Here is a 14,420-nt window from a genome sequence, read left to right as displayed (position 1 = left end):
TTAATTATTATCGAACTGGTCAAGAAAGCGTTGCCGTGCATTTCTGGCATACGTAAAGGTTTCAAAAAGCTGCCGGGTATCATTCGTTTCCAGCAAGCGTTGTATTTTATCCAATTCTCCCTTTAACTGCTCAATTAAAGGAATGATTTCGTCTTTATTGGCGGCGCAAATGTCCTTCCACATCGTCGGATCGCTGGAAGCAATCCGGGTAAAGTCTTTGAAGCCGCCGGCCGCGTATTGAAATATCTCGCTCTGCTCGTCTTTATGACCGAGCATATCGACCAAAGCAAAGGCCAGGATATGCGGCAAATGACTGGTTGCGGCCAATACCCCGTCATGATGCTGCACATCCATCACCGACACCAGCGATCCCAGCCGTTCCCAAAAACCTTGAATTTTTTGCACCGCTTCCGGCTTGGTATTGCCGACCGGCGTGATAATCAGGCGTTTATTCAAAAACAAGTCATTGACTGATGCGGTCACGCCGCTTTGTTCTGCTCCGGCAATCGGGTGGGCGGGAACCAGATTATCCGGTACAACACCAAAAACCCGCTCTGCTGCGGCGATAACGCTGCCCTTGGTGCTGCCGACATCGGTATAAATCGCACTATCCGACCATAACGGTTTGAGCAGAACAAAAATGCTTTCGATACTCGCAACCGGCGTCGCAATCACAACGCAATCAGCGCCTTGAACAGCTTCCGCCAGATCCAGCATATAGTCGTCAATAACACCCAACTGTTTTGCCGTTTGCAGATTTTGCTCATCCTGCTGACGACCGTACCCGACTATGGTATTGCTCAAACCCTGCTGCCGTGCTGCGCGGGCGATAGAGCCGCCGATCAGGCCGACGCCGATAATGCAAATCCGGTTAAACATTAACCTGCGACTGCCAGGGATGGCGGAAGTGTCGCAATCGGCAGGGAACCGATGCGACCTAAAACTTCAGTTAATGCCTGTAGAAACAGCTGGTTTTCCGCCTGTGTGCCGATGGTAATACGCAGATGATTGGGTAATTCATACACACCAACCGGCCTGACGATAACCCCTTTGCGCAGCAATGCCTCATAAGTCGGCATTGCAGGCTGTTTCAGGTCAACCAACACGAAATTACCTGCCGATGGAATCCACCCCAGTCCCAAGTTTTTAAACCCTTCGGTGATAAACTGCATGCCTTGGGCATTAACGGTAATGGTGTTTTGCAAATGCTCGACATCGGTCAACGCCGCTTCGGCGGCGGCCAAGGCCAGCATATTATTATTGAAGGGCTGCCGCACCCGATTCAGGATGTCGGCCAGCTGCGGACTGGACAAGCCATATCCGATGCGCAGTCCGGCCAGACCGTAGGCCTTTGAAAAGGTGCGCGTAATTAATAAGTTAGGGTATTTCTTCAGCCAGGCGATTGAATTGTCCTCGCTTTGTCCGCCAACAAATTCACAATAGGCTTCATCGAGCACACACACGCAAGTATCCGGCAGCGCTCCAATAAACGCTTCCAAGTCGGCGTGGTTCAGCAATGTGCCGGTAGGATTATTGGGGTTCGCTATAAACACCAACCGCGTTTTGTCGGTCACTCGTTGCAGCATGGCATCCAGATCGTGACCGTAATTCAACGCGGGAGCCACAACCGCCGTAGCGCCGACTGCTTGGGTTACTATAGGATACACGGCAAAAGCATGCTGCGAGAAAACCACTTCAAGTCCCGGCGTTAAAAATGCCCTGGCGACCAGCTCCAGAATCTCGTTGGAGCCATTGCCCAACGTAATCTGGCTCATATCGACAGCGTACTTTTCAGCTAGCGCGGACTTTAAATTAAAACCATTGCCATCCGGGTATAAGGCCAAATCCTTCAAAGTCGCCTGTATCGCAGCCAAGGCTTTTTTTCCGGGCCCTAAAGGGTTTTCATTGGATGCAAGCTTTATGATATTGGAAAGCCCCAGCTCGCGCTCAAGTTCTTCAATCGGTTTGCCGGGCGTATAAGGAATCAGCTTTTGCACGCCGGACACGGCAAGATTATAGATTTTATCAGTGTTGTTCATGGAGTTTGTTTGAGATCGTTTAATACTCATCTGAAGGATGAGAAAGAAATTTTAGAGTACGGCCTTGGGATAAGAACCCAAAAGCTTGAGCATATTGACGTTGTCATCCAATAGTGCCAGAGCTTGGGCAACATCGTCATCTTCGCTATGGCCTTCAATATCGATAAAAAACACATAGTCCCATAACCCCTGGCGTGACGGCCTGGATTCGATATGCACCATGCCGATGTTAAATCTCGCGAAAGGCTCCAGTATCCGGTATAACGCACCGGGTTGATTGCCTGTGGACACAACCAGCGAGGTTTTATCGTTACCCGTGGAAGACGATATTTGCTGTCCGATAATGATAAAACGGGTGGTATTGTTGGATTCGTCTTCGATATTTTTTTTGATGACATTCAACTGATAAATTTCAGCGGCAACAATACCCGCTATCGCAACCGCCTGTTTATGGGTTGATGCTAACCTTGCGGCCTCGGTGTTGCTGTTAACCGCGGTTCGCTTGGCATTCGGCAGATGATTATCCAGCCATTGCCGACACTGCGCCAGGGATTGCTGATGCGAAAACACCTCGGTCACTTCATCCAGGCTATCCACCAGTCCCAACAAGTTTTGATGCACCCTGATTTCAACTTCGCCGCATATTTTTAGCGGCGAATTCAAAAACCGGTCCAGCGTATGGCTGATGACGCCCTCGGTAGAGTTCTCGACCGGCACGACACCGAACTGGCAGTTGCCGTTCTCCACCGCATTAAAAATATCGTTAATGGTTGCAGCCGGTACGGTTTTAACCGCAGAGCCGAAATGCTTAATTGCGGCTTGCTGGGTAAAAGTGCCCTCGGGACCTAAATACGCCACGTCCAGCGGTTTTTCCAGCGCCAAACACGCGGACATCAATTCCCTGAAAAAATGGGCAGTCGTATCATCGGATAAAGGCCCCTGATTCATGTCTTTGATGCGCCGCAATACCAATGACTCGCGATCCGGGCGGTAAAACGACCCTTGTTCACCCTGCGCACTCTTGGTCTTGGCAACTTCCATTGCGCAAGACGCACGCTGATTAATCAATAGCAGAATCTGCTTATCGATTGCATCAATTTTGTCTCTTAATTCTGAAAGGGGTGTAACGGATGACATGGCGGCCTTAAATTATTAGGTTTTCGGTAACTATTCACTAATTAGCAAAATGGAACGCTGATGACGCTGATAGTTAAGATTAAATAAGATTTTTCTTGAGTTATCCGTGTTTATCATATTCATCTGCGCCATCTGCGTTCCATTGTATTAAACGACTGAGTAGTTACGGTTTTCGATTAATGGGTGCGTTCAAACTCAGCCATGAAATCAATCAAAGCCTGCACACCGGCCTCCGGCATCGCATTATAAATACTGGCCCGCATGCCGCCGACTGAGCGATGACCTTTCAGCTCAAGCAAGCCATTGGCTTCCGCAGCCGCCAAAAACGGCTTATCCAGGCTTTCGTCGGACAGAATAAACGGCACATTCATCCGCGAACGGGACGCGATTTCTACCGGATTGGCATACAAAGCCGACTGGTCGATGGACTGATACAGTTTCGCCGCTTTAGCGATATTGCGTTGCTCGATACCCTCAACGCCGCCCTGCCCTTTTAACCACTTAAGCACCAAGCCGGTCAGGTACCAGCTGTAGGTTGCCGGTGTATTCAGCATGGATTGGTTTTTTGCCTGCTCGGCATAGTTAAAAACTGAAGGCACGGTTTTAGGCGCATGACCGACCAAGTCGTCCCTGACTATCACTACGGTGACGCCTGCCGGTCCCATGTTTTTCTGCGTACCGGCATAAATCAAACCGTACTGACTGACATCGATCTTGCGCGATAAAATATTCGATGACATATCCGACACCAGCGGCAAGCCCTTGCTGTCTGGGCAAGACTGGAACTCCACGCCATGAATGGTTTCATTGGAGGTATAGTGCAGATAAGCCGCTTCACTATCGATTGCCCAGCTTGCAGCATCGGGAATCGTAGTAAATTTTGTACTTTCCGAGCTGGCGCTGACCACTACATCGCAATAAGCGCCGGCATCCTTGATGGCTTTTTCCGACCAGGCGCCGGTTTTCAAGTAACAGGCTTTGCTTTTGCCGTTCAGGATATTCTGCGGTATCAGCGAAAACTGCGCCGATGCACCGCCTTGCAGGAACAAAACTTTATAGTTTTCAGGAACGGCCAGCAGCGCTCTTAAATCGCTTTCCAGCTCTTCGGCAATAATCGAGAAATGCTTGCCGCGATGGCTCATTTCCATGACCGACATGCCGCTATCGCGCCATTCCAGCATTTCTTGCTGCGCTTGCTGCAATACCGATTCAGGGAATGCAGACGGGCCTGCGCTAAAATTATAAACTCTGGACATTACGATTCCTCACCTGGTTCACTATCGTCATTGGTTGTTTCTTCCGATGCGCCCAGCTCTGATTCGGCACCTTCCAAAAGATCGTCTTCATCGGCATCATCCACCCCTGCCAAGCCTTCGATACGGTCAACGCCGATCACTTTTTCATTCTTACCCAGCTTGATAATGGTCACGCCCTGGGTGTTCCGTCCAACCACCGAAATGCCGTCAACCGGTGTCCGCACCAACGTGCCGCCATCGGTAATCAGCATAATTTCGTCATTGTCGTTGACCAGCACCGCACCAACCACAGCGCCGTTACGCGCGGACGTTTGTATCGCAATCAAACCCTGGCCGCCACGTTTATGACAGGTAAACTCTTCCAGCTTGGTGCGCTTGCCGTAGCCGTTCTCGGTGATATTCAGCACCGTGCCTTCGGTTGCGATAATCAGGGAAATGACTTTTTGTCCTTCCTGCAAACGAATTCCGCGCACCCCGGACGCTGTTCTGCCCATGGAACGCACATCCGCTTCGTTGAAGCAGACTGCTTTGCCGGTGCTGCTAAACAACAGCACGTTTTGCTGTCCGTCGGTCACCGCAACGCCGACCAGCGTATCGTCTTCCCTTAAATCGATCGCGATTTTGCCGTTAGCGCGTTGGTTCTCGAATTCTTTTAGCGGAGTCTTTTTAACGGTACCCGCCGTTGTGGCCATAAAGATGAACTTACTGTCGGTAAATTCGCGAATCGGCAATATCGCATTGATTTTTTCGCCTTCTTCCAGCGGCAGCAGATTGACGAAAGGCTTACCCCTCGCTGCACGGCTGGCAACCGGCAATTGATAGACCTTTAGCCAGTAAACCTTGCCCCGCGAGGAGAAGCACAAGATAGTGTCGTGGGTATTGGCTACAATGAGTTTATCGACATAATCCAGCTCTTTAGTGGCCGTTGCCGATTTGCCGCGACCGCCGCGCCGTTGCGCCTTGTAATCGCTCAACGGCTGAGACTTGACATAGCCTTCGTGCGACATGGTCACCACCATATCTTCTTCGGTAATCAGGTCTTCATCGGACAAATCCGAATGGTTTTGCAGGATTTCGGTGCGCCGCTCATCGGAATACTGCTCCTTGATAGCCACCAACTCTTCCCTGATGATTTCCATCAGGCGAACATCGCTGCCCAGAATAAACAGATACTCGTCAATCTGTTCCAGCAGCTGCTTGTATTCATTGACTATCTTGTCCTGCTCCAGACCGGTCAAACGATGCAGACGCAACTCAAGAATGGCCTGAGCCTGGGTTTCAGACAGGCGGTAAATTCCGGCATGAATGCCAAATTCCACCGGTAAATCATCCGGTCTTGAACGATCCGCATCGGCACGATCCAACAGCGCTGCAACCAGCCCTGCATCCCAGTTTTTCTCCAACAAACCGACTTTAGCGTCGGCCGGTGTGGCAGCCGCCTTAATCAGCGCAATCATCTCGTCGATATTGGCTAAAGCAATCGCAAGCCCTTCTAAAATATGGGCTCTTTCCCTGGCTTTACGCAGATTATAAATCGTTCTGCGGGTAACAATTTCCCGCCGGTGATTGATAAAGGCGCTGATAATCTCTCTGAGATTCATGCAATGCGGACGGCCATCCAGCAGGGCAACCATATTGATGCCGAACACGGTCTGGAATTGGGTCTGCTTGTACAGATTATTTAACACCACTTCGGGCATTTCGCCTCGACGCAGTTCAATCACCATACGCATGCCGTCTTTATCCGACTCGTCGCGCAGGCCGGAAATACCTTCAAGCTTGCCTTCCTTAACCAGCTCGGCAATTTTCTCCAGCAATCTGGCCTTGTTGACCTGATAGGGTAATTCGGTAGTGATAATCGCCTGACGGCTGCTGTCGCCGATGTCTTCAAAATGGCAACGTGCGCGTAGATAGATTTTGCCGCGACCGGTAGTGTAAGCGTTGTAAATACCGGAAGCGCCGTTGATAATGGCTGCCGTAGGAAAATCGGGCCCTGGAATATGAGCCATCAAATCATGCACGGTCAGATCCGGCTGATCGATCATCGCCAAACAAGCGCTGATCACTTCAGACAAATTATGCGGCGGAATATTAGTGGCCATGCCCACTGCGATACCGGACGAGCCGTTAATCAGTAAAGTCGGCACCCGTGTTGGCAGTACCTTGGGCTCGGACTCCGACTCGTCATAGTTGGGCGCAAAATCGACGGTTTCCTTGTCCAGATCGGCCAGCAATTCATGAGCAATCTTCGACATGCGCACTTCGGTATAACGCATCGCCGCAGGCGAATCGCCGTCGACCGAACCGAAATTGCCCTGCCCGTCGATCAGCATATAACGCATTGAGAAATTCTGCGCCATCCGCACCATGGTGTCGTAAACCGCGGTATCGCCATGAGGATGGTATTTACCGATCACGTCACCGACTACACGCGCTGATTTCTTATAAGGTTTGTTCCAGTCATTGCCTAACTCGCTCATCGCATACAGCACACGGCGATGAACCGGTTTAAGGCCGTCTCTGACATCTGGAAGGGCTCGACCGACGATAACGCTCATGGCGTAATCGAGATAGGACTGTTTCATCTCATCTTCGAGATTAACAGGTATTATTTCTTTAGCGAAGTTTGACATTGATCCCTATATACACTGTGTGCCGTTAATAGATACCGGCATGGTTTCGTGACTAAGTACAAACACACTTTCCTTGATTTTTTCTGTTTAAGTGTGACTACATGACATGAAATAAGCCTGAGATTATAGCAAATTGTCTCAATAGTGTCGAAGCGGATAGTATTTTATATCGAGGCAACTAATAGGTGGGCGCAGTCCGCATTTGCAGGCTTTAAGATTCCGTTCTTCCAGCGCTTATTGTCAGGCGAACATTTCCGTCAAAAAGTTTTGCATCGCTAGCCATGAACGTCGGTCTGCGGCGGGTTGGTAGACAGTGCCGAATGCCGGGTTATTGGCGAGCGGATTGGTGAATCCATGCAGGGTGTGGCCGTAAGTATGCAATTGCCAGTCTGCACCGGCTTCGGTCATTTCCTGCTCGAAGGCAAGCACTTGCTCAGTCGGAACCAACGGATCATCCCTGCCACACAAAGCCAGGATTTTTGCCTTGATGGCGGTACCCTGCGGATTATCCGGTGCATTCAGCAGGCCATGAAAACTGACCACGCCTTTAATGTCAACGCCCGTTCTGGCAAGGTCAAGCGAGCACAAACCGCCAAAACAAAAACCGATTGCGGCGATTTTGCTATCGTCAACCCACGGCATCAACTTCACAGCGGACAAAGCCGCTTTCATGCGCTTTTGCAGCATTGCCCGATCAGCCATAAAAGGCTGCATGAGTTTCATGTTTTCTTCCGGGTCCGAGCCCAAAACGCCTTTGCCATACATATCAACCGCAAAGCCGACATAGCCCAAGGCGGCGAGTTTTTTGGCTTTTTCGGCAACAAAATCATCCCGACCGGCCCAGGTATGATTGATTAAAACCGTCGGCCTGCGACTTGAAAGCGCATCATCAAATGCAAAGAAAGCTTCCAGCACCACATCGCCATCCAGATAAATCACGGTATTCGATACTATTGCCATGACCTTATCCTCTCCGTTTAATGCTGCCTGATTCCTGTAAGGCTTTTAAAAAACCGGCGGAAGCCTCTTCTATCATATCCAGCACTCTCTCAAAACCGTATGCGCCGCCATAATAAGGATCGGGCACCTGACGTTCGTTCAGGTGTGGTGCGTAATCGAGAAAATATTTGATTTTGGTTTTATATTGCTCGGGACAGGCGCTAATCAGTATTGAATAATTTTCATCATCCATTGCCAGCAAAAAATCGAAATCCTCGAAATCCCCGTTAATGACTTTTCTGCCCCGCAAATTAGATAAATCAATGCCCCGCTCAAGAGCTGCCGCTTGCGAGCGCAAGTCAGGCGCATTGCCGACATGATAAGCATGAGTACCGGCTGAATCGATAGTAAAATGCGCTTCCAGGTTATGATCCTTGACCAGCTTTGTAAACACGCCTTCAGCCGTGGGCGACCGGCAGATATTGCCCAAACAAACGAAAAGAACCTTTATTTTTTCCATAGCCATGCCTGATTGAATAAGACTGATAAGTTAACCGTGATGGTGCATATTGTAACGCTTGGGCAGGCAAATGGGCAGATCAACTATTCAGTCTCCATTGCCGTTACCCACAGTCATCAGCGTTGTCATCAATAAGATAATGACCAGCACCGGCCAGAAATAAGGCGCCATGATAAAAATTCCCACCAATGCAACGCACATGGCGAACAGAAACATAAACACGCCGACGCCTAAAAACAGCAGCACCATCAATACGCCGGTGACAATCATGATCAACAAAAATGTCGGCACGGCGGCAAAGCGAACCAGCGGTTCTGCAACAGGTTCGCCGTTGAGCATAACGCTGAGCTGCCCAACGCCGGGATGAAACAAATAGCTGAGAATGGCGATGACTGCGCCGACTATCAGCACTTTTACGATCAGTTTTTTATTACGTTTTTGCTGCATAAACAACTACCTTTCAGAAGTTATTGCGCTTTATGGTGCAAGCTTATTTTAACCAGCGACCAACCCAGAAAAATCATGTTAATACCTAAAAACAAACCCAGCAGCCACTGCGCCGATTCAGACCAACTAATCCAGATAATCAGCGCAAAAACCAAAGCTGTAATGCCACTGAACAGAATAAATCCCCAGTTAGCCAAGGGTCGCATCATCAATGCCAGGGAAATTTTGGCAACGCCTTCCAGAGCAAAAAACACCGTCATCAACATCGTTAAGGTCAGTGCGCCGGCAACCGGTTTGGTGATAAACAAATAGCCGACGATAACCTGCAAGACACCCATGAATAACCACCAACCAAAGCCGGGCATATTGGCAAAAACAAAGGCCCGACTAACATGAACTATCCCGCCGAACAGCAAAATCCAGCCTAAAAACACGACTATCGCCACCGTAAAAAACTGCGGCACCACAATCGCGCAAAGCCCAAGGAAAATGAATAAAATACCTTCCGCCAGAAACAGCCGCCAATGTATTTGCAAATATTCCTGCATTTGTTGCTGTATATGTTGTATTTCAATATTGATGTCGTCTATTTTGCTCATGGATTTTCTCCTGTCCTATTTGAAAAGATACCGGCGCCAGCGTGCAGGCCTTCTTTAATACCTAACGATGAGTAATGGGTCGAAAATTATAATCGGAAACGCCGGTTTATCGGCCAACAAGCCAATGGCAGTATCATGCACCCATACCGATTTGGAACAATAGCTATATTTCTCCGCTAATTCTTGATCAAAAACCAGTTGATTACAACAGACTCACTGTCAGCTCGGTGACAAGGACTGCGTATTTCCAACCCAAAGCTAACGGTTGATGTACGACATAACCGGTTACCCAACGTGGCATCGTGGAAGGCTGTGCCACTTTATGTAAGGCAGCTCAATAGTAAGTTCACTGATAGGTAATAATGCGTATTGATTAAAGAAGTTGGGCGCTCTATTCTGCGGTTTTTTGTGTAACAGCACATAATCAAGCATAGAAAATGGATCGCCTCAATATGATACAAGTCCGTGCTATGCTTTTTATAGTATTAATATGCCAATGCTTTTGGGTGTCGGCTGAACCTATCCATCTCCAGTTACGCTGGCATCATCAGTTTCAATTTGCCGGCTATTATGCGGCGTTAGAAAAAGGTTATTACAAAGATGCGGGGCTCGACGTAATCATCCACGAAGGCACGCCGGAAAAAAAACCGGTGCAGGAAGTCCTTCAAGGTCATGCCCAATACGGCGAGGCCAACAGCGAATTACTGCTGGAACGGTTGCGCGGCGCGCCGCTGGTCGCCTTGGCTGCGATATACCAGCATTCACCTTCCGTGTTAATCGCCCGCAAAGATGCCGAGATTTCTTCACCTGACGGTTTAGTCGGAAAAAAAATCATGTTGTTAAATCAGACTGTCGATGCTGATTTTGTCGCCATGTTCAATAATGAAGGCATAGACATCAACCGTCTTCATATCATCCCCAGCAGTTATGAAATTCGTGATTTGATTGACGGCAAAGCGGACGCATTTAATTCATATCTGAGCAACGAGCCTTATTTTCTCAAGCAGCAAGGTATTGAGTTCAACGTACTTAACCCGCGCAACTACGGTGTCGACTTCTACAGCGATATTCTGTTTACAACGGAGGATGAACTTAAACAGCATCCCGAACGCGTCAAAGCATTCCGTCAAGCCAGTCTTGAAGGCTGGTATTACGCAATGGATCACCCGCAAGAAATCATTGACTTATTGCTTAACAAATACAAAGTTACCAAGTCCAGAGACCATCTTAACTTTGAAGCCGACGCAATACGCCCATTAATAGTACCGGATGTGATTGATCTGGGACACATGAATCCCTGGCGCTGGCGGCACATGGCAGAGACCTTCATCAAGACGGGCATGGTTGAAAACGATAAGTTTTTGCAAAATTTCAGCTACGATCCCGACCCCAAAGCCGATAAGGAAAAGCTGCTCAAATATATCAGAATTGCCGTAACCATTACCCTGTTAACCGGCATTAGTACCTTAACGCTATTGGCGTCCTATAGAGCGCTAAAACGAAAAAATAAAAAAGCCAGTCGTAACGAAAAACTTTTACGCTTGGCGCATGAGACGGCAGGAATAGGCTACTACGCGATTGATCTGGCGACCGGTCTCTGGGAAAGCTCGCCCCTGCTCGATCAGATTTTCGGCATCGACGCGAACTTTGATCGGGATATTCCCAATTGGGCAACATTGATTCATCCCGAACACCGCCAACGTGTGCTTGATCACTATCAGGACGTCATTCGTAACCACGAACGGTTTTCGATGGAGTATGTCATTACCCACCCAAACGATGACAAAACACGCTGGGTGATCGCTCATGGCTACATCGAATACGACAAAGTCGACAATCCCGTGCAACTGGTAGGTACCATTCAGGATATTACTGAACGCAAGCAGGCAGAAGAAACCATCACTTGTCTTAATGAAAAACTGAAGAAAAAAGTTCACAGACAAACCAACGAACTGACTGCAAGTAATCTGAGCTTAATGAGGAAAATTGAAGAACTCCGCCGCTCCAAGCACCAATTAATGGAACGGGAGGCCAAGCTCAACTCAATTTTTAATGCGTCAGTGGAAGGTATTATCACCATTGATATGTTCAACATCATCATATCCGCTAATGCCGCAGTAGACGCTATTTTTGGCTATAAACCGGAAGAACTCATGGGTTGCAGCATTAACAAACTCATACAATCATCACCAAGAGAAACGATTTGTTGTAGCTTGCTCCATGCTGCACAACCTGTCAGTCAAATTCAGGAGATTGATGGCATTCACAAAAATGGTTCTTTGGTGTCTTTAGACCTGTCCACAGCGGAGTATTCAATCGATAATGAACATTATTTTACCCATATTGTGCGTGATGTGAGTTCGCGCAAGCAACGGGAACAGAAAGACAAGAAACATCTGAACGAACTCGCCCATGTTACTCGTCTTGGACTGATGGGGGAAATGGCATCAGGTATCGCTCATGAAGTCAACCAGCCGCTGTCCGCGATTTCCAGCTATACGCAAGTCAGTTTGAACCTTATTAACATTGAACCCCCTGATCTGGCAAGGCTCACCGAGATCTTAGACAAAACACAGCAACAGGCTTTAAGAGCAGGACGGATAATTCATCGTATGAGGGAATTTGTCAAATCTCATGCACAAAAGCGCTCAGTCGCCGACGTTAATAATTTGATTCATGAATGTGCCGGTCTGTGTGTTGGTGAGCTTAAACAAAACAACATAAAGCTAACATTTGAACTGAAAAATAATCTGCCGCCTGTTCATGTCGATCAGATACAAATTGAACAGGTCATCATCAACCTGATCCGAAACAGTGTTGATGCCTTAAAAAACTTACCGGAAAAACAGCAACGCCAATTAACCATCTCTAGTCGATTGACACTCAATAATGACATACAGGTCAAGGTAAAGGACAATGGCGCGGGAATTGATGAAGACCAAAAACAAAAAATATTGACGCCTTTTTATACCACCAAGGCAGACGGTATGGGCATGGGGCTCTCCATCACTCGCTCACTTGTCGAAGCCCATGAAGGTACTTTGAATTTCAATAGCAAAGCCGGAAAAGGTACCACTTTTTATTTCACTTTACCCACAGAGAAAGTCTGATGAGCGTTAATAACTCGACACCTGGCTGACGATGAATTCTCAATGCGTTTAAGGTTGAATCAACAGGATAAGTTTATATCCGCCGAGGCTTTTTTGAATAGCTATGGCCCTGCGAACAGCCAGCGGCCTGCTATCAAGAATGTCTTTAATTAGCCGTAACCAACTTCAGTCGTCATCATTGAACAGAAATATATTGGCGGATAACGTTAGAGTAGTCCACCAAAGAGGATCATTGGCACAGCATGAACCCGGCTTGGCAATTAACGGGTCGGCGGAGCTTTCCGGCAAGTCGCTCTTGATCGCGGGTGTGCTGATACTGCCCCTACCCTATCGAAAAATAGTTTTTCTTTGAATGTAAAAATTATTCGTGCAGTTCAGGAAAAAACCAAAACGCTGTTTATAGCAAAAAACCACTAAAAACTATCAGCCTTTGCTCGCGCTTCCTTTGCTCCGGGAAAATCCTGTTGCATTTCCCTGGCGTGGGCTATCAATAACCAGCAGTGTTTTTTCAACGTATTGTCTGTAGAAGCCAGTAACGCGGATTTTTTTGCCAGATCTTCCGCCAAACGGGGCTTTGACTGTTGCAGCCTTAATAACGCCAACTTATAAAACAAAGTCGCATTTCTTGGCTCAATTCTGATGGCACGTTCAATGGAAGCCGCCGCCGAATCGAGATCTCCGGCTTTACTGTTTTGATTGGCCGCTGAAACTAGAGCGCCTACGACGGGCGACAACGGAACGGTAGCCTCTATCGGTTGAAACGGCGTTAATTCCGAAGGAGGCGGAGGGGGGGGCGATGACGGTTCCAGCGCTTCTAACGTAACAGGCTCCGTAGGTGTCGGCTCTGAGGGCGGCAGCGGCGGGGGAGCCAATGGTTCGGACTTTATTGCCGAGAAGTCTTTAAGCGGCTGCGTTTTAACAATTTCTTTAGATGCAGCGCTAGGCGGCCTGGCTTTTTTTTGTGAGCCGACTGAAGGCTTTTGACTCTTCGGTTGGCCGCCGTACACCGGAGCAGGAGGCTGTGAACCGTAGAACTCGGCGCAACCGGCAAGAAAAGACGGCAGTGTGCAAATTATAACTAATCGTTTGAGTGACATCGTGTATTAAAAAAGCTCTATATTGTCGGACTGGTCTTCTTCTTGATGCGCATTTTTTATTGCAAGCGCTTGATTTACAGACTTACCTTGTACAATGGCATCGAACATCAGTTTTTCAGACTCCATCGTATACCGGGAGCGGATTTGACTCTGAAATTGCCGCCATTCGTCCGGATTATAAAGTCGATTAGGACTTTCCACCAGTTCGGATAAGCCCTTTAGATTTGAAGTGACATGCTGCAAACATTGCTGCATCCGATCATAAAACTGGAATGCGATAATAGACGCCTGAATTTTGTCGGTTGTTTCCGAACAGCAAACGATTGCCTCGTCCCTAACTTTACAAGAATCAAGGGCAAGCAAATGCGTATTAATAGCCTGCATATGTTCAACGATGGAAGTAAACGATTCTGTCAGCGTATTGACCGACAAATCCGCTTCATTCAGCATATCTTCTACTTGAATAGCCGATAAAATGAGCATTTTTGACGTTTCCCTTACCTGAGTCCAATCAAGATCGGGGTTGTACGAGTTCGAATTAGACATGCTTTAATACCAAGTAAAGATTTGTATAGGTAAAGATCGAAAAGGTTTGGCGCTCTAGCTTAACGAGGAACAGCCACCTTGATAACCATTAAAATTT

12 protein-coding genes are annotated in these 14,420 nt (G+C 48.0%); 1 reads left to right on the top strand and 11 read right to left on the bottom strand.

The window, feature by feature from the left end; translation table 11 throughout:
• From METTU_RS20235 to METTU_RS20195, 9 genes are all read right to left on the bottom strand, one after another.
• The gene (locus METTU_RS20235; protein ID WP_040581668.1) at positions 1-879 is read right to left on the bottom strand and encodes a prephenate dehydrogenase; all 879 of its coding nucleotides are present in this window, start codon (positions 877-879) and stop codon (positions 1-3) included.
• Positions 879-2,039 (bottom strand): histidinol-phosphate transaminase, encoded by a 1,161-nt coding sequence (hisC, locus tag METTU_RS20230; RefSeq protein ID WP_006893889.1) that lies wholly within the window; start codon positions 2,037-2,039, stop codon positions 879-881. Before hisC ends, METTU_RS20235 begins: the two co-directional genes overlap by 1 nt.
• A 51-nt stretch (positions 2,040-2,090) precedes the next feature.
• Complete coding sequence (gene pheA, locus METTU_RS20225) at positions 2,091-3,176, bottom strand: prephenate dehydratase (protein ID WP_006893888.1); 1,086 nt, start codon at positions 3,174-3,176, stop codon at positions 2,091-2,093.
• A gap of 176 nt (positions 3,177-3,352) precedes the next feature.
• Complete coding sequence (serC, locus tag METTU_RS20220) at positions 3,353-4,432, bottom strand: 3-phosphoserine/phosphohydroxythreonine transaminase (protein WP_006893886.1); 1,080 nt, start codon at positions 4,430-4,432, stop codon at positions 3,353-3,355.
• Complete coding sequence (gene gyrA / locus METTU_RS20215) at positions 4,432-7,065, bottom strand: DNA gyrase subunit A (RefSeq protein ID WP_006893885.1); 2,634 nt, start codon at positions 7,063-7,065, stop codon at positions 4,432-4,434. Before gyrA ends, serC begins: the two co-directional genes overlap by 1 nt.
• A gap of 240 nt (positions 7,066-7,305) precedes the next feature.
• On the bottom strand, positions 7,306-8,025 hold the full coding sequence (locus METTU_RS20210; RefSeq protein ID WP_006893883.1) for a dienelactone hydrolase family protein: 720 nt from the start codon (positions 8,023-8,025) through the stop codon (positions 7,306-7,308).
• Between the two features lie 4 nt (positions 8,026-8,029).
• Entirely contained in the window at positions 8,030-8,524 is a 495-nt protein-coding gene (locus METTU_RS20205) for a low molecular weight protein-tyrosine-phosphatase (RefSeq protein WP_006893877.1), read from the bottom strand.
• Between the two features lie 87 nt (positions 8,525-8,611).
• Positions 8,612-8,971: a hypothetical protein gene (locus METTU_RS20200; RefSeq protein ID WP_006893875.1), complete on the bottom strand. Its 360-nt coding sequence runs from the start codon at positions 8,969-8,971 to the stop codon at positions 8,612-8,614.
• A 20-nt stretch (positions 8,972-8,991) separates the two neighbouring features.
• On the bottom strand, positions 8,992-9,570 hold the full coding sequence (locus METTU_RS20195) for an HdeD family acid-resistance protein (protein ID WP_006893874.1): 579 nt from the start codon (positions 9,568-9,570) through the stop codon (positions 8,992-8,994).
• 506 nt (positions 9,571-10,076) lie between these two features.
• Between METTU_RS20195 and METTU_RS22820 the strand changes: the two genes are divergently transcribed.
• On the top strand, positions 10,077-12,680 hold the full coding sequence (locus METTU_RS22820) for an ABC transporter substrate-binding protein (RefSeq protein ID WP_254258126.1): 2,604 nt from the start codon (positions 10,077-10,079) through the stop codon (positions 12,678-12,680).
• Positions 12,681-13,093: 413 nt separating this feature from the next.
• Here METTU_RS22820 and METTU_RS20180 read toward each other — a convergent pair whose 3' ends face one another.
• A complete protein-coding gene (locus METTU_RS20180; RefSeq protein WP_006893871.1) occupies positions 13,094-13,777 on the bottom strand; it encodes a tetratricopeptide repeat protein in 684 nt (227 codons plus the stop codon).
• A gap of 6 nt (positions 13,778-13,783) precedes the next feature.
• Positions 13,784-14,323: a hypothetical protein gene (locus tag METTU_RS20175; protein WP_006893870.1), complete on the bottom strand. Its 540-nt coding sequence runs from the start codon at positions 14,321-14,323 to the stop codon at positions 13,784-13,786.
• Positions 14,324-14,420 lie beyond the last annotated feature (97 nt).

Source organism: Methylobacter tundripaludum SV96 (assembly GCF_000190755.2).
GTDB lineage: Bacteria > Pseudomonadota > Gammaproteobacteria > Methylococcales > Methylomonadaceae > Methylobacter_A > Methylobacter_A tundripaludum.
Note: the sequence above shows the minus strand (reverse complement) of the source record. Positions and strands in the feature narration are given on the sequence as shown.

Bases quoted from the DNA above. Each gene is read 5' to 3' on its own strand.
- METTU_RS20175 (WP_006893870.1), bottom strand. From the start codon at position 14,323: ATGTCTAATTCGAACTCGTACAACCCCGATCTTGATTGGACTCAGGTA.
- METTU_RS20180 (WP_006893871.1), bottom strand. From the start codon at position 13,777: ATGTCACTCAAACGATTAGTTATAATTTGCACACTGCCGTCTTTTCTT.
- METTU_RS20195 (WP_006893874.1), bottom strand. From the start codon at position 9,570: ATGAGCAAAATAGACGACATCAATATTGAAATACAACATATACAGCAA.
- METTU_RS20235 (WP_040581668.1), bottom strand. From the start codon at position 879: ATGTTTAACCGGATTTGCATTATCGGCGTCGGCCTGATCGGCGGCTCT.
- METTU_RS20200 (WP_006893875.1), bottom strand. From the start codon at position 8,971: ATGCAGCAAAAACGTAATAAAAAACTGATCGTAAAAGTGCTGATAGTC.
- METTU_RS20210 (WP_006893883.1), bottom strand. From the start codon at position 8,025: ATGGCAATAGTATCGAATACCGTGATTTATCTGGATGGCGATGTGGTG.
- serC (WP_006893886.1), bottom strand. From the start codon at position 4,432: ATGTCCAGAGTTTATAATTTTAGCGCAGGCCCGTCTGCATTCCCTGAA.
- METTU_RS20205 (WP_006893877.1), bottom strand. From the start codon at position 8,524: ATGGAAAAAATAAAGGTTCTTTTCGTTTGTTTGGGCAATATCTGCCGG.
- pheA (WP_006893888.1), bottom strand. From the start codon at position 3,176: ATGTCATCCGTTACACCCCTTTCAGAATTAAGAGACAAAATTGATGCA.
- hisC (WP_006893889.1), bottom strand. From the start codon at position 2,039: ATGAACAACACTGATAAAATCTATAATCTTGCCGTGTCCGGCGTGCAA.
- gyrA (WP_006893885.1), bottom strand. From the start codon at position 7,065: ATGTCAAACTTCGCTAAAGAAATAATACCTGTTAATCTCGAAGATGAG.